16 protein-coding genes and 2 tRNA genes are annotated in these 19,645 nt (G+C 66.7%); 12 read left to right on the forward strand and 6 right to left on the reverse strand.

Features of this window, described 5'->3' with window-relative positions:
• The first annotated feature begins 109 nt into the window (after window positions 1-109).
• A tRNA-Ser gene (locus ACOOF5_RS06060) sits at window positions 110-200 on the forward strand.
• Window positions 201-264: 64 nt separating this feature from the next.
• On the opposite strand, the gene ACOOF5_RS06065 is transcribed toward ACOOF5_RS06060, so the two are convergent.
• The gene (locus tag ACOOF5_RS06065; protein ID WP_420437608.1) at window positions 265-1,368 is read right to left on the reverse strand and encodes an LLM class flavin-dependent oxidoreductase; all 1,104 of its coding nucleotides are present in this window, start codon (window positions 1,366-1,368) and stop codon (window positions 265-267) included.
• Window positions 1,369-1,512: 144 nt separating this feature from the next.
• On the opposite strand from ACOOF5_RS06065, the gene ACOOF5_RS06070 reads away from it, so the two are divergent.
• Entirely contained in the window at window positions 1,513-3,201 is a 1,689-nt protein-coding gene (locus tag ACOOF5_RS06070; protein ID WP_420437610.1) for a chloride channel protein, read from the forward strand.
• 105 nt (window positions 3,202-3,306) lie between these two features.
• Complete coding sequence (locus ACOOF5_RS06075; protein ID WP_420437612.1) at window positions 3,307-4,083, forward strand: nitroreductase family protein; 777 nt, start codon at window positions 3,307-3,309, stop codon at window positions 4,081-4,083.
• 228 nt (window positions 4,084-4,311) lie between these two features.
• Here the strand turns inward: ACOOF5_RS06075 and ACOOF5_RS06080 are convergent, their stop codons facing one another.
• Entirely contained in the window at window positions 4,312-5,145 is an 834-nt protein-coding gene (locus tag ACOOF5_RS06080; RefSeq protein WP_420437614.1) for a sulfurtransferase, read from the reverse strand.
• A 13-nt stretch (window positions 5,146-5,158) separates the two neighbouring features.
• Window positions 5,159-5,908 carry an MBL fold metallo-hydrolase gene (locus tag ACOOF5_RS06085; protein ID WP_420437616.1) on the reverse strand — a complete coding sequence of 250 codons (750 nt, stop codon included), beginning with the start codon at window positions 5,906-5,908 and terminating at the stop codon, window positions 5,159-5,161.
• A gap of 187 nt (window positions 5,909-6,095) precedes the next feature.
• Between ACOOF5_RS06085 and ACOOF5_RS06090 the strand changes: the two genes are divergently transcribed.
• Window positions 6,096-7,268: an acyl-CoA dehydrogenase family protein gene (locus tag ACOOF5_RS06090; RefSeq protein WP_420437618.1), complete on the forward strand. Its 1,173-nt coding sequence runs from the start codon at window positions 6,096-6,098 to the stop codon at window positions 7,266-7,268.
• A gap of 275 nt (window positions 7,269-7,543) precedes the next feature.
• Window positions 7,544-9,031 carry a DUF4349 domain-containing protein gene (locus tag ACOOF5_RS06095; protein WP_420437620.1) on the forward strand — a complete coding sequence of 496 codons (1,488 nt, stop codon included), beginning with the start codon at window positions 7,544-7,546 and terminating at the stop codon, window positions 9,029-9,031.
• A gap of 59 nt (window positions 9,032-9,090) precedes the next feature.
• On the opposite strand, the gene ACOOF5_RS06100 is transcribed toward ACOOF5_RS06095, so the two are convergent.
• Together ACOOF5_RS06100 and ACOOF5_RS06105 are read right to left on the reverse strand one after the other, a co-directional pair.
• The gene (locus tag ACOOF5_RS06100; RefSeq protein WP_420437622.1) at window positions 9,091-9,597 is read right to left on the reverse strand and encodes a hypothetical protein; all 507 of its coding nucleotides are present in this window, start codon (window positions 9,595-9,597) and stop codon (window positions 9,091-9,093) included.
• Window positions 9,594-10,718, reverse strand: coding sequence for a helix-turn-helix domain-containing protein (locus ACOOF5_RS06105; protein WP_420437624.1), 1,125 nt, complete (start codon window positions 10,716-10,718; stop codon window positions 9,594-9,596). Before ACOOF5_RS06105 ends, ACOOF5_RS06100 begins: the two co-directional genes overlap by 4 nt.
• A 142-nt stretch (window positions 10,719-10,860) precedes the next feature.
• Here ACOOF5_RS06105 and ACOOF5_RS06110 point away from each other — a divergent pair, with 142 nt between their 5' ends.
• Window positions 10,861-12,375 (forward strand): AlkA N-terminal domain-containing protein, encoded by a 1,515-nt coding sequence (locus tag ACOOF5_RS06110; RefSeq protein ID WP_420437626.1) that lies wholly within the window; start codon window positions 10,861-10,863, stop codon window positions 12,373-12,375.
• A gap of 27 nt (window positions 12,376-12,402) precedes the next feature.
• Complete coding sequence (locus ACOOF5_RS06115; RefSeq protein ID WP_420437628.1) at window positions 12,403-12,933, forward strand: methylated-DNA--[protein]-cysteine S-methyltransferase; 531 nt, start codon at window positions 12,403-12,405, stop codon at window positions 12,931-12,933.
• A gap of 47 nt (window positions 12,934-12,980) precedes the next feature.
• Here the strand turns inward: ACOOF5_RS06115 and ACOOF5_RS06120 are convergent.
• Window positions 12,981-13,064, reverse strand: a tRNA-Leu gene (locus ACOOF5_RS06120).
• 148 nt (window positions 13,065-13,212) lie between these two features.
• On the opposite strand from ACOOF5_RS06120, the gene ACOOF5_RS06125 reads away from it, so the two are divergent.
• From ACOOF5_RS06125 to pknB, 5 genes are all read left to right on the forward strand, one after another.
• The gene (locus ACOOF5_RS06125) at window positions 13,213-13,680 is read left to right on the forward strand and encodes an FHA domain-containing protein (RefSeq protein ID WP_420437630.1); all 468 of its coding nucleotides are present in this window, start codon (window positions 13,213-13,215) and stop codon (window positions 13,678-13,680) included.
• A 97-nt stretch (window positions 13,681-13,777) separates the two neighbouring features.
• Window positions 13,778-14,617, forward strand: a complete 840-nt coding sequence (locus ACOOF5_RS06130; RefSeq protein WP_420437632.1) for a protein phosphatase 2C domain-containing protein — start codon at window positions 13,778-13,780, stop codon at window positions 14,615-14,617.
• Window positions 14,618-14,664: 47 nt separating this feature from the next.
• Window positions 14,665-15,951 (forward strand): FtsW/RodA/SpoVE family cell cycle protein, encoded by a 1,287-nt coding sequence (locus ACOOF5_RS06135; protein ID WP_420437634.1) that lies wholly within the window; start codon window positions 14,665-14,667, stop codon window positions 15,949-15,951.
• Complete coding sequence (locus ACOOF5_RS06140; RefSeq protein ID WP_420437636.1) at window positions 15,948-17,210, forward strand: penicillin-binding transpeptidase domain-containing protein; 1,263 nt, start codon at window positions 15,948-15,950, stop codon at window positions 17,208-17,210. Before ACOOF5_RS06135 ends, ACOOF5_RS06140 begins: the two co-directional genes overlap by 4 nt.
• A 65-nt stretch (window positions 17,211-17,275) precedes the next feature.
• The gene (gene pknB, locus ACOOF5_RS06145; protein WP_420437638.1) at window positions 17,276-19,615 is read left to right on the forward strand and encodes a Stk1 family PASTA domain-containing Ser/Thr kinase; all 2,340 of its coding nucleotides are present in this window, start codon (window positions 17,276-17,278) and stop codon (window positions 19,613-19,615) included.
• Window positions 19,616-19,645: the final 30 nt, after the last annotated feature.

The following is a 19,645-nucleotide window of genomic DNA, read 5'->3' on the forward strand; positions in this document are numbered from 1 at the left end:
AACCTAGCGGCGCGCATCTGCGGGATCGACCGACCATCCGATCGCAGAAGTCCGCTGCGTGGGGCTATCTTGAGTCGGCGCGACTGCCCTCGACAGGCAGTTCGTGCATGGAGAGGTGGCCGAGTCAGGTTGAAGGCGCTTCCCTGCTAAGGAAGTAACTGCCGCAAGGTGGTTCGTGGGTTCGAATCCCACCCTCTCCGCACCCGAGGCTCACTCGAGAACCCCGCCAGCGACAGGGCCGACAGCAGGCCGGGCATCGGCTCGCTAGGCGGCCTGCACCACGGGCAGCACTTCGGTTTCCACGAGCTGGCGTGCAGCGACGCCCTCGGGGGTGTCGTAGGCGTTCTCGTTGAACTGGGCGGCGAGCAGGACCTTGTCGATGCCCAGCGAGCGCAACTCCTCCAGCTTCTCGATGCACCGATCAGGAGGGCCGACCACGCCGAAGCGGTCCATGAACTCGTCGGTGAGCGTGGCGGCCTGCGGCGACTGATTCCGCGAATGCGTGCCCATGTCGTAGGCCTCGTGCAGCTTGCGCAGCGTCTCGGCCGTCTCGTCCGATGTCGGCCCGATCGGCGTGCCGCCCTGCATCAGCTGGAAGCGGGCGAACACCGACATCGGGCCCCTGATCAGATCGCGTGCAATGTCGATGTCGCGGGCGCATCCCATGTTCACGTACGCACCGAACTTGACACCATCGGGATCGAGTCCTGCATCGCGCCGGGCCGCCTTCGCGACCTCGATGCCCCACGCGAGACGCTCGGGGTCGGCACCGAGGGCGAACATCACCCGGTCGGCATGGACTGCGGAAATGCCGATCACCCGTGGCCCGGTGGCGGCTACCTCGACAGGCACCTTGCGGGGGCCGATGGCGGCGTCATCAGAGGACAGCGTGCCCCACGCGATGCGGCTGGTCCCCGGGCCCTCCGCCAGCTCCAGTGCGTCGGCCGGAGGAGCGACCTCAAGCGGGATGTCGATCTCGTCGAAGGGCACCTCGCCGCCGCTGAGATACGCCTGCAGCTGCCGCAGATGACGTTCGAAGTGCTTCAGACGCCCCGGTGCCCGACCGAGATGCACCAAGCACGAGTCGCCCCGTCCGATGCCGAACACCATGCGCCCGCCCGAAGCCTGATCCACGCTCAACACAGCGCATGCGTTCACGGCTGCGACGCGTGTGACGGAATTCCCGACGGCGATGCCGAGCTCGATTCGCTCGGTCACGGTTGCGGCAAGGGCCAGCGCAACGAACGCATCGCCGGTGAGGTTCTGGGAGTCGACCACCGCCAATCCGTGCCAGCCCGCCTCTTCAGCCTCGGCAGCCACATCCCGAATCTGCAGCGGTGTCGGAAAGGCGTGCTTCCAGAGTTCCATGGCTTTCCCCCGTCGTAGTCGTGCTCAGGCCAACGGACGCTAGTAAATGGCTCTGAAATGCGCCGAGGCTCGACACGCTGCCCGCACTGCGCCTTACGAGGCGTACCGTTGGCCGAACATTTGGTGACGAGGACCTAGACCCGCATGAGAAACCGGCTGCTTCGCTTCGCGACGTATATCGCCGTGGGCGTCGCCACCGGATTCATCGTCGCAATGGTGGCTCTGCTCGCCGAGAAGGTGCTGCTGGCGCAAGTGCTGCATCTGCCGCCGTGGCAGCGGGTGATCGCACCGGCTCTCGGACTGTGGGGAGCAGTCATCATGCTGCGCTGGGCCGACGCGGGCCGTCGGCTGTCACCGTCCACCTCCGAGGAGTACATCCGGGCGTTTCACGACCGCACCCATCCCATGCGCTTTCGCGACCTGCCATTCCGGCTCGCGGCAGGCATCGTCACGGTGGGGTCCGGTGGTGCGGTAGGCCTTGAGGGCCCTTCCATCTACGCCGGTGCCACCGCCGGGAATGCCATACAACGCGTCACGCGGCGGCTGTTCCGCAACCGGGAGGGGTACGCGCTGCTCGTGGCCGGTGCCGCCGCGGGCGTGAGCGCCATCTTCCAGGCGCCCGCGACCGGGGTGCTGTTCGCACTCGAAGCTCCCTACAGGAGCGATCTGGGCCGCCGCGCGTTGCTGCCCGCATTGCTCTCGAGCGCTTCGAGCTACGTGGTGTACGTCCTGGTCACCAACTTCCACGACCGGCCCTTCGAGATCGGCACCGAAATGGTGAGGGTGGGTTTCGGCCGTCGGGAACTGCTGGGCGCCGCAGTCGTGGGAGCGCTGTGCGGGCTCGCAGCATCGGTGTTCTGCCGGATCCTGGCGCTTGCCAAGCGCATTCAAGAGTCTGATCGGCCTTGGTGGCTGGTGGCGTTCTGCGGAGGCGGGATCTTGGTGGGCTTGGCCGCGCTGAGCGAAGTCCTGTTCGATGCGCCTTTGTCATTGGGGCCGACTGCCGAGGGTCAACTGGTGGACTGGTCGATCAACCCCGAACAGTCGCTCTGGCTGCTCGGAGCGCTGCTGGCGGTCCGCGTGGTGGCAACGTCGACTGTGCTCGCAAGCGGAGGCGTGGGCGGCGTATTCATCCCGCTGGCGGTGTTCGGGTTGATCGTGGGCCGCTTGGTCGGCGGCTGGATCGAGCTGGGCCCTGAGTCGCTGGCGTTCTTTCCCTTCATCGGCGTGGCCGCGTTCCTGGCAGCGGGCTACCGCACCCCGCTGGCAGCGGTGATGTTCGTGGCGGAGTCGACGGGCGCGCCCGCGTTCGTGGTGCCCGCCTTGGTAGCGGTGGCGGTGTCGCAGGTGCTGATCGGCAGTTCGTCAGTGTCGCAGTACCAGCGCGACAGCCGCACGGGTCACCTCGAACGACGCTTGGAGATGCCGGTCAACTCTGCGATGTCCACCGATGTGCCCACGGTGAACGCCGATGCTCCGTTGGCCGATTTCGTGTGGGGTATCGCGCTGCCCCGCAAACAGCTCGAAGCCATCGTGGTGGGGCCAGCGCGAGACTTCTTGGGAGTCATACGGCTGAGCGACACCCGCGACGTGGATCGCAACGACTGGATGTCGGTGACCTGCGGCGAGGTGATGACGGCCGACATCACCCCCGCACGCCCCTCGTGGACGCTGCGCGAGGTCACCGAAGCGATGGCGGACGCGGACATCGAGCTGTACCCCGTGATCGACAGCGGCGGTCGGATTGCGGGCGTCGTCACCGAGAATGCGATCGTCAAGCTGGTCGACTTCCTCAACGAGACGCAAGGCAATGAGACCCAAGGCGGCCGGTGAGCTCTCCCCCGCAAGACCTGACGGACGAACGAGACCGACGAACCAACACCACAGACGACGAACGAGACCGGCGATGAACGAGACCGACCACGAGCGAGCACGACGATGAACGAAGCTGAGGATTCGGTTGGGACTGACCGGAGGGCCGAAGCTGCAGCTGGGTCCGCGACGGGATCCCACGCACAACCGGTCGGCTTGCTGGAGGGCTTGGCGACCACCCGCGCCATACGCCGCTACCTGCCCGACCCGATTCCCGAGGACGACTTGGCGACGATTCTGTGGCATGCCGGGCGTGCGCCGAGCGGCTCGAACCGGCAGATGTTCCGCTTCGTGGTGCTGCGCGACGGGCCAGTCGCCAAACAGGCCAAGGCGCTGCTCGGCCAGAGCTTTCGCGACGGCTGGGGCGCCAAGCGCTCCGGCGACGGCTACACCGAGGGCTCCGGAGCGGCCGACGACTCGCCGAAGGCCCGCATGGCCCGGACGATGCAGCACTTCGTCGACCACTTCGAGCAGACGCCTGTGGTGATCTTGGCGTGCCTGGTGCGCTACCGGAAGCCCACCTACGTCGAAGGTGCATCGGTGTACCCGGCGGTGCAGAACCTGCTGTTGGCAGCGCGGGCGCTGGGATACGGAGGCGTCATCACCGGCTGGCACCGCGATGTCGAAGACGAGCTGCGCGAGCTGGTCGGCATCCCCGACGGCGTGGCCATCCATGCAACGATCCCGCTCGGCCGGCCGGCGGGGCGCCACGGACCGGTACGGCGCCGGCCTTTGCGCGAGGTCGTCTACGAGGACCGTTGGGAACAGGACGCGGTGTGGGCGGTCGACCCGTCCGGCACTCGTTTCACCTCTGCAGGCCCGCCACCTGGTTCACCGACCTAGGCGCGCCCGCTGGGGAGGCAGTATGAGCCTCTGCTCCCGCGATCCGGCAGGTCGCCCGCGCCCGCTGGGGAGGCGGCATGAGCCTCTGCTCCCGCGATCCGGCGGGTTCGCCCGCGCCCGCTGGGGAGGCGGCATGAGCCTCTGCTCCCGCGATCCGGCAGGTCGCAACGTCGCAGAGTCTCCTGCCGCCTCCCCAGCTCTGGCATGTGTTCCTCACCGTTTGTGCTCTCAGGCGGTCTCGGCGGGGCGGTTGGTGTGGCTCCATTGCGACCATGAGCCGATGTACACGCGAGGGCGACCCAAACCGGCTCGCTCCATGGCGAGCGCGTCCATGCAGGCGCTGACGCCTGAGCCGCAGTACACGACCGTGTTGTTGGCGCCGTCGGCGTCTGTCACACCCTCGGCCTCGTAGCGAGCGCGCAGCGTCTGCAGTTCGGCGAAGCAGCCGTCGCGGCCGAGGTTGTCGGTCATTGGCACATTGACTGCGCCGGGGATGTGGCCGGGGCGGGGATCGACCGGTTCGGTCTCGCCGCGAAACCGGTCGCCTCCGCGGGCATCAATGAGCACGGTTTCGGGGTCGGCACCTGCTGCGGCCGCTTGGTCGATATCGACGAACGCCCCGTCCGGCCAGGCCCGCTCCGGGCAATCGCATGGCGTCCGCACATTCGGAGCTGTCTCCGTTTCGCCGGTCCACGATCCCAACCCCCCGTCGAGCAGCGCCGCATCGTGACCCAGCACCCGCAGCATCCACACCATCCGGCCGGCGGCGGTGCCGTTCAGGTCGTCGTAAGCCACCACCGGGTCATCGGGGCTGATGCCGAGGCTTCCCAGGGAGGCCGCAAAGCTCTGCGCGGTCGGCAGCGGATGGCGGCCGTGTTCCGGCGCGCCGTGCGCGGACAGGTGCTCGTCAAGGTTCACCCAGATCGCTGCGGCGATGTGGCCGTCCAGATAGGCGTCGTAGCCGGACCGGCCGTCGAGGTACCAGCGCACGTCGCACAGCACGATGTCAGTCCGGTCCGCGATATCGGACGCATCGACGATCGGCGGCAGCGCTGTGGTCACTTCAGCGATCCCGTCAGCCCTGGCCGAACATCATCAGCCACTGCTGCTCGCTGGTCGGCTTGAAGACGTAGTTCATCTGGCGGGTCTGACCCATCGTGGCGCTGGGTTCGAATGAGTACCGGTGTCCGGGGAACAGCACGGTGGAGTCGGGAACCTTGGCGAGCGTGTCATGCAGCGAGCGGTACATCGCAGCCGAATCGCTGCCCGGCAAGTCCATCCGGCCGCAACCGTCGAGGAACAGCGTGTCGCCCGCCACCAGCGCCCCGCCCACCAAGAAGCACTGGCTTCCCGGCGTGTGGCCGGGCGTGTGCAACAGCTCGATGTCGACGGCACCCACTGACACGACATCGCCGGGAGCGTGCAGCTCCATATCGCTCATCGAGAGGCCCGTGGTTTTCTGCACCAGCTCGGCCTCTGGCGCCTGCAGATGGATCTTGGTGCCCTGACGTTCGAGCAGCTGTGCCACTCCCTCGATGCTGTAGCCCATCATGTTCCCGCCGATGTGATCGGCGTGGAAATGCGTGGCCAGCACGCCGGTGAGTGCCATCTCGTCTTCAGCAAGGATGTCTAAGAGGTCGTCGACGTTGTAGGCCGGGTCTACTACGACTGCCTCGCGGGTCTCCCGGTCGCCGATGAGGTAGGCGAAGTTCACCATCTGGCGGGCAATCGGATCGCTGGTGGCGAAGTCCTGCCCCGAGAGCAGCTGGCGGAAGTACAGCCTGCTCTCGTCGGGCGGCTTCGTCACCTGGGGGTCATCAGCCATGGCAGCGCACAGTAACTAATGGAGCACGCCCGCGGCGGAGGCGGCAGGGCCCTGCGCTCCAGCGATCCAGCCGGTCGCAACGTCGCAGAGTTTCCTGCCGCCTCCGCCGCTATGGCTTCTGTGCGTTCGCCCCACGTTCTTGGGTGGCGGGTTGGCCCGATGGCCTCCAGCGCGGCAGGATGCGCCCATGAGCCAAACGCCTGCCCCGCTGTCGGACTTCTACGAGATGGACGAATTCCTTTCTGACGAAGAGGTCATGATTCGCGACACCGTCGCCGCGTTTGTGGCCAAGGAGTGGGACCCGATCGTGGGCGACCACTTCGAAGCAGGCACGTTCCCGATGGAGCTGGTGCCCACAATTGCCGACATGGGCCTGTTGGGCATGCACCTCGACGGCTTCGGATGTGCTGGCGCTTCAGCCATGGCCTACGGCGTGGCCTGCCGGGAGCTCGAAGCCGGGGACAGCGGGCTGCGCAGCTTCGTGTCGGTGCAGGGCTCGCTGTGCATGTTCCCCATCTGGCGCTACGGCTCGACCGAGCAGAAGGAAGCGTGGCTGCCGCGCATGGCGGCCGGCGAGATCATCGGCTGCTTCGGGCTGACCGAGCCCGACCACGGCTCCGATCCGGTCTCGATGACCACGCGGGCGGTACGGCGGGGCGACACCTGGGTCCTCAACGGCGCTAAGCGGTGGATCACCAATGCCGGGCTGGCCGACCTGGCCATCGTGTGGGCGAACACTGACGACGGCTTCCGGGGCTTCCTGGTGCCGACCGACTCCCCCGGCTTCGAGGCTCGCAAGATTCAGAACAAGCTCTCGCTGCGGGCCTCGGTGACCGGCGAGTTCTACATGGACGACGTCGAGGTGCCCGAGTCGATGCGACTGCCCGACGCGCTCAGCATCGGTGCACCGCTGAGCTGCCTGTCCGAAGCTCGCTTTGGCATTGCATTCGGGGCGGTGGGCGTGGCCCGTTGCTGCTACGAGGCGGCGCTCGACTACCAGCTCGAACGCCCGCAGTTCGGCAAGCCGCTGGCAGGCTTCCAGATCAGCCAGATCAAGTTCGCCGACATGCTCACCGACATCACCAACGCCAATCTGCAGGCAATACGGCTCGGCCAGCTCAAGGAACAGCACCGGCTACGGCCCCACCACATCTCGATGGCGAAACGGCACAACTGCCGGGTGGCCATCGACACGGCCCGAACCGCCCGGGCGATGATGGGCGCCAACGGGGTCTCGACGGAATACGCGCCGATGCGCCATGCAGCCAACATGGAATCGGTCATGACCTACGAGGGCACCGAGGAAATCCACGGGCTGATCCTCGGCCAGCAGATCACCAACATCCCCGCCTTCCGCTGACCGCTCACTCGATCGGGGAGGATGCGCGGACAGGCGAACACCCCCACGGCGGCAGCACTCATTTCCCAATCTTGTTCCCATGTTCGGACGATTGGGCTCACGGGCTGCTCGGGCCACGGCCTCACCTGCCAGCCCGGCCTCGGACAACAGCACGGGCACGCCAAGGCGTTCAGACCGACACGCAACTGCAATGGCGCTGCGGGAACGTGGGCGGGATGATGGGCGTCATTCGGGTAATGCCGCGCCTTGCTCGGCCAGCCCAAGGAGGGGACGTCGTGACCGTTCCAAGCAATCGTTTCAGACAGGGTTTGCGGCGCCGAGTCAGCCGCCAACGCGAGACCGCTTCGCACCATCTCCTGCGAATCGGCATCATGACGCTTGCGCTGTTGTTTGTCGCGGCCGCGTGCAGCGCCAGCGACGACGAGGACGCGGACACAGATGACTCGGTCAGCGCCAGCGAACGGGCGCTCGTGGAGTCTCAATCTTCGGACGATTCGGCAGACGCCAGCACCAGTTCGCGTGAGTTCGGCGATGCCACGAGCGCCTCCATTCTGGACGAAGAGATGATGGAGGTGATGGAAGACGAGATGATGGAATCCGACGAGATGATGGCCGAGGAGTCGGTTTCGGGCGCCTTGGCTACCGGCGTGGCCGCGGCACCCGCAGACTTCGGCCGCGACATCATCCGTACGGCACGGATCGCAGTGGAGACCGCCGACGTGGCCGCTGCAGCAGCCCGCGCCAACTCCATCATCGAAGGACTTGGCGGGTTTGCCTTCTCCCAGGAAACCAGCACCCGAGGCCGTGCGCGCACCATGCTGACGTTCAAGATCCGGCCCGAGCAGTTCGCGACCGCGTTGGAGCGACTGTCCAACGTGGGCGAACTGGTCGAACAGACCGTGAGTGCCGAGGATGTCACCGACATCGTGGTGGACCTGAATAGCCGCATCAGGACTGCGGAAATCAGCGTGAACCGGCTGCGCGACTTCCTGTCGCAGGCAACCGAAGTGAAGGGCGTGGCCGAGCTGGAGCGCGAGCTGGCGAACCGTGAGACGAACCTCGAACGGCTGCGAGGCCAGCTGCGTTCGTTGCGCGACCGGGTGGACTTGTCCACGATCACCCTGTCGATCACCGAGTCCGTCGAGGCGGTGCCGTCCACCGCAGTCGTCCTGCGCGCGTGGATGGCGGCCGGCGACGAGGATCCCTGTCTCGGGTTCACCGACCTTGTCGCTGCGCCACACGGCGAGGTCGGCTTCTGCTTCGAACTCGAGAACGAAGGCGAGACGGCACTCACGGAGGTGTCGCTGAGCTCGAATGAACTGCGATTCAACACCGACGACCTGACCGTGCCCGAAGGCACCGACCTCGAGCGCATCGCGCCCGGAGAGCGAGCGGTCGCCACGCTCGCCCTGCCGATCACCGACGGACGCATCGCTGGGCGGGTCGCAACGCGAGGGCTCGAGATCAACGTTGGCTTGAGCGCCGTGCCGGTCACCGACACCGGTGCCGAACTGGCCCGACTCTCGCGCAGCCATGCCCTGTCTCTCTATGTCGAGGAAGAGGACACGCCCCCCGGCTTCGGCGACGCGTTCAGCGGTGGATGGAACGCGCTCGTGGCCATCGGCAGCGGCGTGCTGCTCGTCATCGGCGCCATGCTGGCGTTCCTGCCGGTCATCGTGATCGCCGTGGCAGTGGCGTTGTGGTGGCTGCGCCGCCGCCGAGCCCGGCGATCCACCGCCAGCGGCGCCGAACCGCAAGGTTGATCTGGATGATCCGCAGGTTCGGAAGCTGTCATCGAATGGCGATTCCAGTTCCCTGACCGTCACTCGATGAGAGCTGCGCTGTCTCGGGGCAGATACATGCCAGCCGAACGGAGTTGATCGATCACGGCTACAGCTACAGGTCGATCGATGAGGTTCGACTTGATACCGAGCTGGATCAGCCACAGTGACCCGTGTACATCTATGTCGTCCTGGTGCGCGATGTCCCGAGCACGCGATTCGTCGATGATTGCTGTGCCGCCGGCGCTCGCGCACCATGCGAGAACAGCCGCCTCACCCAGGTTCCTGTTCGGCCCACCGCCCAGTTCCCGCTTGTAGCGAGCAAACGAAGCAAGATCGCTGGCCGAGAGCTGAACGACTTCGATCCACGGCAGATTCAACGTGTCTCGAAGTTCGGGATGAGCAGCGACACCTGCGGCGAGTTCGTTCAGCACCTCGGATGGAACGACGCAGCGGAATGGGTCCACTATCTGCTCGAGAAGATCCAGCTCTCCCACTAAGGCGAAGTAGTTCAACGCAGTGGTGTCGAACACCAGCACGCGCTTCACTCAACCGATCCAAACCCCCGTCGGTACGCCTCCGCCGACAGTTCGACTTGGTCTGGCAGCTCTGTGACGCTCAGCGTGTCCCAGAGAAGCTCGGCCGCACGCTCAGCCGTTAGCTTGCGGCGCCTGTACCCCGAGAGCACGCGCCGCCCGTACCTAGGAGGCACCGCGGGCGCCACCAACTCTGGTTGCCACCGTTCACCCAACTCGACGAAATCGACACGAGAGGGCGGTTGAGCCGCCAAATCCTCGTAGGCGCCTGCATCGGTCAGCCCGGCGTTGCGCAACTGTGCGCACACGGCTGTCCAGCTCAGTCGAAACCGCACGCCCGCAGCTACTGCTGCAAGCCGCACATCGGGGGAGAACTCTTCAACGAGGGATCGGGCATCGCCGAGCGGCAGGAGCAGGTGAATCGCGAACGCGTTGATCAAACGCTCTGTGTCGTCTTGAGGCGAGAGTCCGACTTCTGGCGCATACGCGTCCTGAAATACATGGTGCCCAAGCTCGTGGGCGAGATTGAATCGACGGCGCCCGGGGTCCATCGTGCCGTTGATCACCGCCACGCCGGTGTTCTCGACAGCGACATATGCAGCATCGCCACCGTCGGCGCCAAGCTCGAGCGAGAATGCGAACAAGCCGACTTGCTCAGCAAGAGCTTGCAGATCACGCAACGGTCCACTGGGGACATCGAAATGTCGCCGGAGCGCCCCTGCTGCCTTCGCTGCACCGTCTACGGACTCGGGCGGCGCTAGCACAAACCGTTCGTACTTCGGCAACTCGCCGAGCTGATGAAGGTAAGCAATGTCCCGGGCGATCCAGTCGACCCTTGCGTCCAAGAGCGCCGACAGCCCGCGGACGTTCGGGTCAGAGCGGCGGCTCACCACCGCGGGAGGCGACTCCAAGAAGAACCAATCCACTGGACGACGGAGGACGTCCGCGAGACGGACAAGTTCGACGGCACCCAGCTTGCGCGAGCCTGCCTCGATCTTGGCGATGACGGTGCGTCCCAAGTCGCTGACCGCCGCCAACTCAGCCTGCGTCATTCCTGCTAGCTCACGTGCCTCAGCTATCCGGGTGCCGAGTTCGTTGACTGTCCCCGCCGTCACTGTGCCATATTCGCACATTCGCAGCAGAATTCCACTCTCGGATACAGTGATTGCCTGCGCTCGGCGAACATGGTGGGGTGACGAGAGGCGTACCGGACAAATGCGGACACGCTTCGAGGGTGTCCGATCATGTCCGATCTCACCATGCCAGACTCGCCTCATGCAGGTCTCGGCAGTGCGCACGACGGGTATCTACTGCCGGGCAGATTGCTCGGCGCAACCGCTGTCTCACCACGTGATGCACTATTCCAACCCGGTGGCCGCCGAGGTGAACGGCTTCCGCCCCTGCCTGCGCTGCCACCCAGAACGTCGAGCCGGCTCGCTGGCCGATCTGGACGTTCCTGCGCCGCTCCAAGCGGCCTTGCTGCGGATCAATGACGGCGTCCTGGACGATCACGACGAGGAGGCCCTCGCGGCGCAGGTGGGCTACAGCGCCCGCCAGCTCCGGCGACTGTTCGAGCTGCACGTCGGCGCGACGCCGACCGCCATCGCCCGGTCGCGACGGGCGCACTTCGCTCGCTGCCTGATCGACGACACTGATCTGACGTTCGACGAGATTGCCCGCGCCGCGGGGTTCGGCGGGCCTCGCCAGCTGCATCGAGCCATGACGTCGGTGTTCTGCTTCACGCCGACTGAGCTGCGTTCGAAGCGACGGCAGGGCGAAGGTCCACGCCTTGACGGCGGCCTTGTGCTGAGCATCCCGTATCTCGCGCCGTATGACTTCGAGGCGTTCGCTTCCCACCAGGCCGCCCGTGCCATTCCCGGTGTCGAAGCCGTGACTGTCGACCCCACTGGGTCTGATCTCCATGGGTTCGATTCCACTGGACCCAGGTACGTCCGCAGTTTTGCCGCATGCGGGCACCCGGGCATTGCCGAAGTGATGCTGCCCGCAGACGCAGTCTCCGGGGCGGACTGGCCCTACGAGGCGACCCGACGATTGCAGTTGCGGCTGCACCTGCCGACGTACGACTCGATCATCGATGTGGTCAGCCGCTGCCGCGCACTACTCGGCACTGACGCCGACCCTGCACAAGCAACGACCGCGCTCGGCGACGACCCAATCATCGGACCGCTCATCAAACAGGCACCGGGGCTGCGGGTGCCGCGATCGTGGGACCGGTTCGAGACTGCCATCCGCATCGTGGTCAACCAGCAGATTTCGCTTGCCGCGGCGTCCACGATGGCCGGCCGGATCGCACAGCGCCATGGCACGCCCATCGATGCGCTCGCGGAATGCTGCGAAGGCGACCCGATCCCGCTGTCGCGCTTGTTCCCCGACGCCGCCACGCTCGCTGACGCTGGACCGTCCGGGCTCGCCGGGCTGGGGTTCACCCAACGGCGCATCGACACCGTCGTGGGCGTCGCCCGGGCAGTGGCCAGCGGCGATGTGGACCTGTGCGCTGCCGACGCTCTCGAAGCCGTGGTGGCCCAACTGTGCGAACTGCCTGGCATCGGCCCGTGGACTGCACATCTCATCGCGATGCGGGTCTACGGCCACGACGATGCGTTCCCAGCGTCAGACCTCGGCCTGCGCCGGGCGGTCGAGCAGCTCGTCGGGCACCCTGTCAGTGCCAGCGAACTCGAGGCGCTGGCCGAGCCGTGGCGTCCCTACCGAGCATGGGCTGCGCAACACCTGTGGCACGCCGCGGCCCGCCAAGCCTCGACCACTCGCTGACTTCGATCCCGATACAGAAAGCACTTCATGAGCCCACCACACCCCACCACCGACGCCGACCCCACGAGCGCGGACACGCACTGGCACACAACCATCGACAGTCCCATCGGGCCATTGGGCCTGGTCGCAACCGACGAGGGACTGCGGGCGGTGTCGTGGCGTGGTGAGGAAACCACCGTCAAGCTGCCTGGCCAGATGACGCAAGATCCGGGCCATCCGATACTGCGCCAGGCAGCGACGCAGCTCGCCGAGTATTTCGACGGCGATCGCACCAGCTTCGACGTGCCGCTCGACCTGCGCGGCACCCCGTTCCAAGAGGCCGCTTGGCGAGCGCTCGGCGACATCCCTTACGGCAGCACCCGCAGCTACGGCGAGCAGGCGGCATTGATCGGCCGGCCCAGAGCCGTGCGGGCGGTGGGTCAGGCCAACGGCCGCAATCCGGTACCGATCGTGCTCCCCTGCCATCGGGTCATCGGCGCCGACGGTTCGCTCACCGGCTTCGGCGGCGGACTCGATCTCAAGACCCAGCTACTAGAGCACGAGGGCGCATTCGACTGATCGGGGCCCGCGGATTGCGCCATTCGCTAGCTGGTGCGTCGCCGCAGTGCGCGAGGAGGGACTTGAACCCTCACACCCTTGCGGGCACAGGCACCTGAAGCCTGCGCGTCTGCCAATTCCGCCACTCGCGCGTGGGGCGAACAGACTAGCCCGTGCAGCTGCGCTCCTACACTGGACCGTCGTGGGTGGCGCCAGCTTGGTCGGCAGCGACGGACAGTGCCACGAACTGGGAGCATCGACGGTCGTCGGCGCTCACGAGCTGCGGCTGGAGATGGACTGATGTCCGAGCAGCTGGTGCGGCTGCTCGCAGTGTGCGTGCTGGTCCTGCTGTACCTGTTCTTCTTCAGAGTGATGCGCGCCGTGTGGGCCGGTGTCGCCACACCGCGCAATCACCTCAACTGGAGATCGTTACGTGCTCTGCGAGGCGACGGGTCTGCGAATGGCAACACGTCCGCGCAGCCACTCGCGCTTGTCGTGCGATCGCCCTTGAGCGCCCAAGGCGAACGCCACCAGCTCGCCGACGCGCTGACCATCGGTCGCGCTGCCGAATGCGACGTCATCATCGACGACAGCTACTCGTCGCAAGCCCATGCCCGCCTGTGCCGCAACGGCAGCCAGCACTTGCTGGAAGATCTGGGCTCCACAAACGGGACATATCTGAATCGCCAGAAGGTCGTCAACCCGACCGTTGTGCGCGTCGGCGACTTCGTGCAGATCGGCTCCACCGTCTTCGAGGTCAGCAGATGACGGCGCCTCGCGGCGTGGACCCGGTGTGCGGCCGACGGCTGCCCGGAGCGCAGGCTGGTGGTGCCACCGCACCGCGAAGCCGCGAGACTGGGCCGCTATGAGCGCCCCCGCCCGCCAGATGCGCATTCGCTGGGGCGGCGCCTCGGACCGGGGCCTGCGGCGCTCCGAGAACCAAGACGCCATGTACGCCGATATCGGCCTGTTCGTGGTTGCCGACGGCATGGGCGGGCACCTCGGCGGCAGCGTTGCGTCAAGCCTCGCGGTGAAGACCGTCGCGGCGAACTCCCCCTCGACACCGGCCGAACTGCTGGCGGCTGTTCGCCACGCCAACCAAGTCGTGCACCACCGCTCGACCGCCCATGCAGATCTCACCGGCATGGGCACCACGCTGTGCGCGATCGCCGTGGTGCAGCAGGACGACAGCCGAGTGTGGTGCCTCGTCAACGTCGGCGATTCGCGCGTCTATCGCTACCAGGGCGGAGCGCTCACCCAGCTGACGCTCGACCACAACTTCGTTGCCGAACTGGTCCGAGCCGGCGATCTGACCCCCGAGCAAGCCTTGACCCATCCCCGGCGCAACACGCTCACCCGAGCCATCGGCGTGGAACCCGGGGTTCGGATCGACGACTGGATCCTCGAGCTCACCGGCAACGACCGTTTCCTGCTGTGCACCGACGGCGTCACCAATGAATTGGACGAGTCCGACATCGCGGAGCTGCTCGACATCGACGAGCATCCTTCCGACGTCGCACGCACCCTCGTGCGGCAGGCCAACGACCGCGGAGGGCGCGACAACTCCACTGCGCTGGTCGTCGACGTCAACATCGAAGGGATCGAGGCCACACCGGCCGATGCGGACGCTGAGGTCGCACCGCCCGCCGACACCGGCGAGAGTGCGCCGAGGCGGCGCGGCTGGCGACGTTCGCGATCGCGCTGAGGCTTCCTCTGCGCGCTCGACGCCGCACCGAAATTGCGCTCGCAGCAATGGCGAGCGTGGTGGTCTGCGCTGCGTTCGCGGTCGCCGCCATCGGGGTGACGCGCAATGACTACGCAGAGTCGATTTGGAGCGAGGCCGGTTGGCTTGGAATCGTCCTTGTCGCTGCTGCGGGAGCTTGGGTCGCGATCGGGCGATGGGCGCCGGGCAGCAACGAGATCCTCTTCGGCATCGTCGCGCTGCTGATCGGCATCGGCTGGGTCTTCGTGACCCGGACAGACCGTGGGCTGGCGGCCGAGCAGGCGGTGGCGGTAGTGCTCGGATTCGCGGCTTTCGCAGGAACTTTGGCTGCGATGGGTCGGGGAGACGGGTTCTTAGCAAGGCCCGGCACGTTCGGGCTCTGCGCGGTGGTGTTCGCAGCGCTGGGCAGCTTCCCCGCTGGAGCGAACGTCGCCGCAGGCGCCTATGAGATGCCGCGTCAGTGGCTGAACCTGGGTCTGCTCAGTGTCCAGCCGTATGAATTGGCCAAGATCGCGATGATCTTGGCTGCCTGCGGGCTCACCACGACCGCGCCCCGCTGGCTGAGCCCCCGGATCGTGCCACACCGTCATGGCGCGGGCGCGAGTGCGGCAGCGATCTTCGCTTGGATATTGCTGATCGTCCAGCGAGACCTGGCGAGCTCCGCGGTGATCTTCGCGTCCGCCTGGCTGCCGCTGTGGCTCGACGACGGCGACGCAGCCGGTCGCGAGCTGCCAACCGTGCCTCGCCCGACGCGCACACGCGCGCTGGGCGGCGTGCTGGCCACGTACTCGGTCGGGGTCGTCGTGCTCGCAACCGTGTACGACCCGCTGTCCGCTCAGGTGCGCTACTGGCTGAACCCCTGGATCGGGGTGCGAGGCACCACTGTCGTCGATGCCTCGTTCGGGATCAGCGCGGGCGGCATCAGCGGCGTCGGACCGGGACTCGGTGGCCCGCAACTGCTGCATGAACCGCACAGCGACTTCATCTATGCCGTCATTGCCGAAGAACTCGGGATCCTGGGCGGCGCGGCAGTAATCGCGGCCTTCCTTCTCCTCGTCGGGATCGGTGCCGGTATCGCGCAGCGAGCACGCGGTACGCAGCGGTTGTTGGCCGGGAGCGCAGCGTTCATCGTCGGACTGCAAGCACTCGTCGCGATTGCAGGGGTGCTGCGCATGCTGCCGCACACCGTGGGCGCGTTGCCTTTCGTGGCCCACGGACCGGTCGCGTTGATCGGCAACTGCATCGCGGTCGCGCTGATACTCGCCGTCTCCGATGCCATCGGCGAACCGCAACAACACCCACTCGGTGAGTCATGAGCCGGCGCATCACACGATTGACGATCGGGCTTGCCGTCGCCTTCGCGGTGCTCCTGGTCCAACTCACCAACTTGGGATACTTCTCGGCCGACAAGCTGCGCCGCCACGAGCTCAACCAGCGTGCGGTGACGGCGTTCGGTGCTCCACGGGGGGCGATCATGACCGCTGACGGCGAGACGATCGCGCTCACCCTCAATCCAACCGAGGCCGAACCGTGGCCGATGCGGACCTACCCGCACGGGCCCCTCTATGCACACACGGCGGGTTATTTCGCACGGAGACCGGGCGCGGGCGGCCTCGAGCGCCACTACAACGCCGAGCTGTCAGGCAGCGCGGCCGACATCGCCATCGAGGGGATGGCAGACCTGTTTCGCGACACTGCGCGCGTCGGCGATCTGAACCTCACGCTGCATCACGGCGTCCAGCTCACCGCACGCGCCGCCCTGGGAGACCGCGACGGTGCCGTTGTCGTGGTGACGCCCACAACGGGCGAGATCGTGGCCCTGTGGTCTCGACCCAGCTTCGATCCCAACAAGGTGGAGGCTCTCGCGCCCGATCCGCCCGCAATGACCAGCAGTCCGCCCTCAGCACGTGCGTACCAACACCACTACGGCTTGACCGCTAGCCAGCCAGCGGACACCGCTAGTACGGACTTGCTGGCTGGCGCGAGCCGAGCACAGGGGCCCACCGGCATAGACCTGCCCGGAGAACCCGACGCCATAGCTGCGGTCTCGGGCACGCCGCTAACGCCGCTGCAGCTGGCAATGGCAGCGGCCTCGCTCGCAAACGGAGGGGTTCGCATGCGCCCTTACGTGGTGCGCAGCGTGAGCGGGCGGACGCCGACGCACGCTGACGGCGGTCAGCCAACGGGCGCCGGCGTGTCGCGTGCCGCGACGCCGCAGACCGCAGGTCGTCTCTTTGAGACCGCCGATGCAGCCACGCTGCTGGCTCGTATGGCTGTGCAGGCACGACAGGCTTCGATCAGCCTCACCCCAGCCGACGGCGTCGAGCTCACCGCGGCGATCGCTTCGGGCCTGTTGACCGATCCAACCAGCAGCAGCACGCGCACCGGGAGCTGGGCAGTGCTGTTGGCCCCGGCAGATGCACCCACGGTCGTCGTGGCGGCTGTGATCGAACCCGACGCCGTTCTTGGCGTCGCCGAGCCACGAGGCGGCGGTACCTTGGCAACGATGATCGCTGCGACCGCAGCGGAAGCCACCCTTGCGCTGCGGGCAGTCTCGGACCCCGACCTCCCCTAGCCCGACAACTTCGCAGTCATCCCGCTGACCCGACGGCCCAATCACCCAGCAAGCGCCCCGTGCTCATGGCAGACACCGACAACCCAATCTTCGGCGGTCGCTACGAGCTGTTCAGCCGTATCGCGCGCGGCGGAATGTCCGAGGTATTCCTGGGCCGCGATCGCCTCCTCGACCGGCCCGTCGCCGTCAAGGTGCTATTCCCCGAATTCGCGACCGACTCATCATTTGTCGAGCGGTTCCGCCGAGAGGCTCAAGCCGCTGCGAACTTGAGCCAGCCAAATGTGGTCGGCGTGTACGACTGGGGCAACCACGAAGGCACCTACTACATCGTGATGGAGTACGTCGAAGGTCGAAGCCTGGCGGAGGTCATCCGCAGCGACGGCCCGCTGCATCCCGACCGCGCCGCAGACATCGCCATCGACATCGCGGCTGCGCTTGCATTCGCTCACAGCAACGGCGTGGTACACCGCGACATCAAACCGGGCAACGTCATGATCACCCAGTCCGGCCAGGTCAAGGTGGCCGACTTCGGCATTGCCCGGGCGCTCGGCGGCGGCACCGACGATCTGACACGCACCGGATCGGTGATGGGCACGGCCACGTATCTGTCGCCGGAGCAGGCTCAAGGGCACGATGCCGATCCGCGCAGCGACGTGTACTCGCTGTCCGTCGTGCTCTACGAGGTGCTCGCGGCGGGTCCGCCGTTCACCGGCGACAGTCCCGTCGCCATCGCCTACAAACACGTCCAGGAGGCGCCGATCCCCCCGTCGCGCTACAACGCCGACGTTCCCCACGAGCTCGAAGCCATCTGCCTGCGAGGGCTCGCCAAGGATCCTGTTGCGCGCTATGGCTCAGCCGCCGAACTGCGCAACGATCTCTTGCGCTTCCGGGCGGGCCAGCCGACGCATGCTGCGGCGAGCGACGTCACGGCGTACTTCCCGGCGGTGAGCGCCGGCCCGCCTGCGGGCACACCGCCAGCACCCGCCACACCGCCAGCTGCGGTCTCGCCGCCCGCCTACCCCCAACCGCCTGTCGCCCCGCCCACACCGCCTTATGGCCGCGGAGGAGGCGCGGGGGAATACGGCGGCCCGCAGTACCCCCCGCAATACCCGCAGGGGCCGCCGCCTAGCTCCATCGAGCCGCCGGATCGCACGCCGATGTGGATCACGCTGCTCGTCATCTTGCTGCTGGTCATCGCAGGGCTGGTGTTCCTGCTGGTCAACGACCGGGGCGAGCCAAGCGTCGTGGCCCAGCCCGATCCCACTTCTGACGTGCGGCTGCGAGTGCCCAACGTGGTGGGCTTGCACTTCTCCGAAGCCGAGCGCGAACTCGGCGATGTCGGCTTCGATCACGTCAGCGTCGAATTCTCCGAACGCGACGACGTCGACGAGAACGTCGTGTTCCAGCAGAATCCCCGCGCCGGGCTGCTGCTCGCCGAGCCCAATAACCCCGACAACCCGATCACCTTGTTCGCGGCCGCACCGCGCACCTTGGTGCTGCTGCCCAACGTGGTCGGGCGAACCTACGAAGAGGCCGAGCAGGTACTCGTTACCGCAGGTTTCAGCGTCGAGCGCATTGATGTACGCAACGAAAACCTGGCGGTCGGGCTCGTGACCGAACAGAGCATCCCGAGCACCGAACAGCGTCCAGCCGGCACGGTCGTGACGCTGACTGTCTCTGCAGGTCGCGGCGAGGTTGAGGTGCCTCGCCTGGTCGGGCAGACGGTGGATGACGCCCGGGTGACGCTGGCCCGTCTCGGACTCGTCGACCGGGTTGAGCGAGAGTTCTCCACCGAATTCAGCGAAGGAACGGTGATACGCAGCAGCCCCGAGGCTGGCCAGCCGGCAGAGCGGGGCAGCGTCATCACGCTGGTCGTCTCAGACGGTCCCGAGGAACTCGTGGTGCCGGCCTTGGCAGATTTCGGCACGACGCTCGCCGACCGGATCGAACCCGAGCTGCTGGCACTCGGGTTCACCGTCAAGCGCACAGCGCGCGAGGTGTCCAATCTCGACGTCAACACGAACGTCGTGCGTGGCATCAGTCCTGATCCCGGAACGGTGCTCATCGCCGGATCCGAGGTCGTGCTCCTGATGTTCAAGCCGCCCGAAGTGGCGCCGGTTCCCAGCCTGCAGGCACTGGGGACCTTCGCGCCCAACGAAGTCGCTGCCGCAATGACTGAATTGGGATTCACTGTCGATCAGCGCAGTCAACCGGTTCCCCAAGGAGACCCCGGTGATGGCCAAGTCATCGCCCTGGAGCCCGCTTCAGGGACGAACATTCGACTCAACTTCGAGAGCGTGACACTCGTCATCGGCGAAGCCACGGCAATCTCAGCGGACGTGCCGCCAAATGAGGTCGGGCCGGACCAAGAACCCTCCGACGGTCCCGGTATAGACGACTCGTGACCGAGGTGCATTCGTCATTGACACACCGTG

This window comes from Candidatus Poriferisodalis sp., from assembly GCF_965214215.1.
Classification (GTDB): domain Bacteria; phylum Actinomycetota; class Acidimicrobiia; order Acidimicrobiales; family Poriferisodalaceae; genus Poriferisodalis.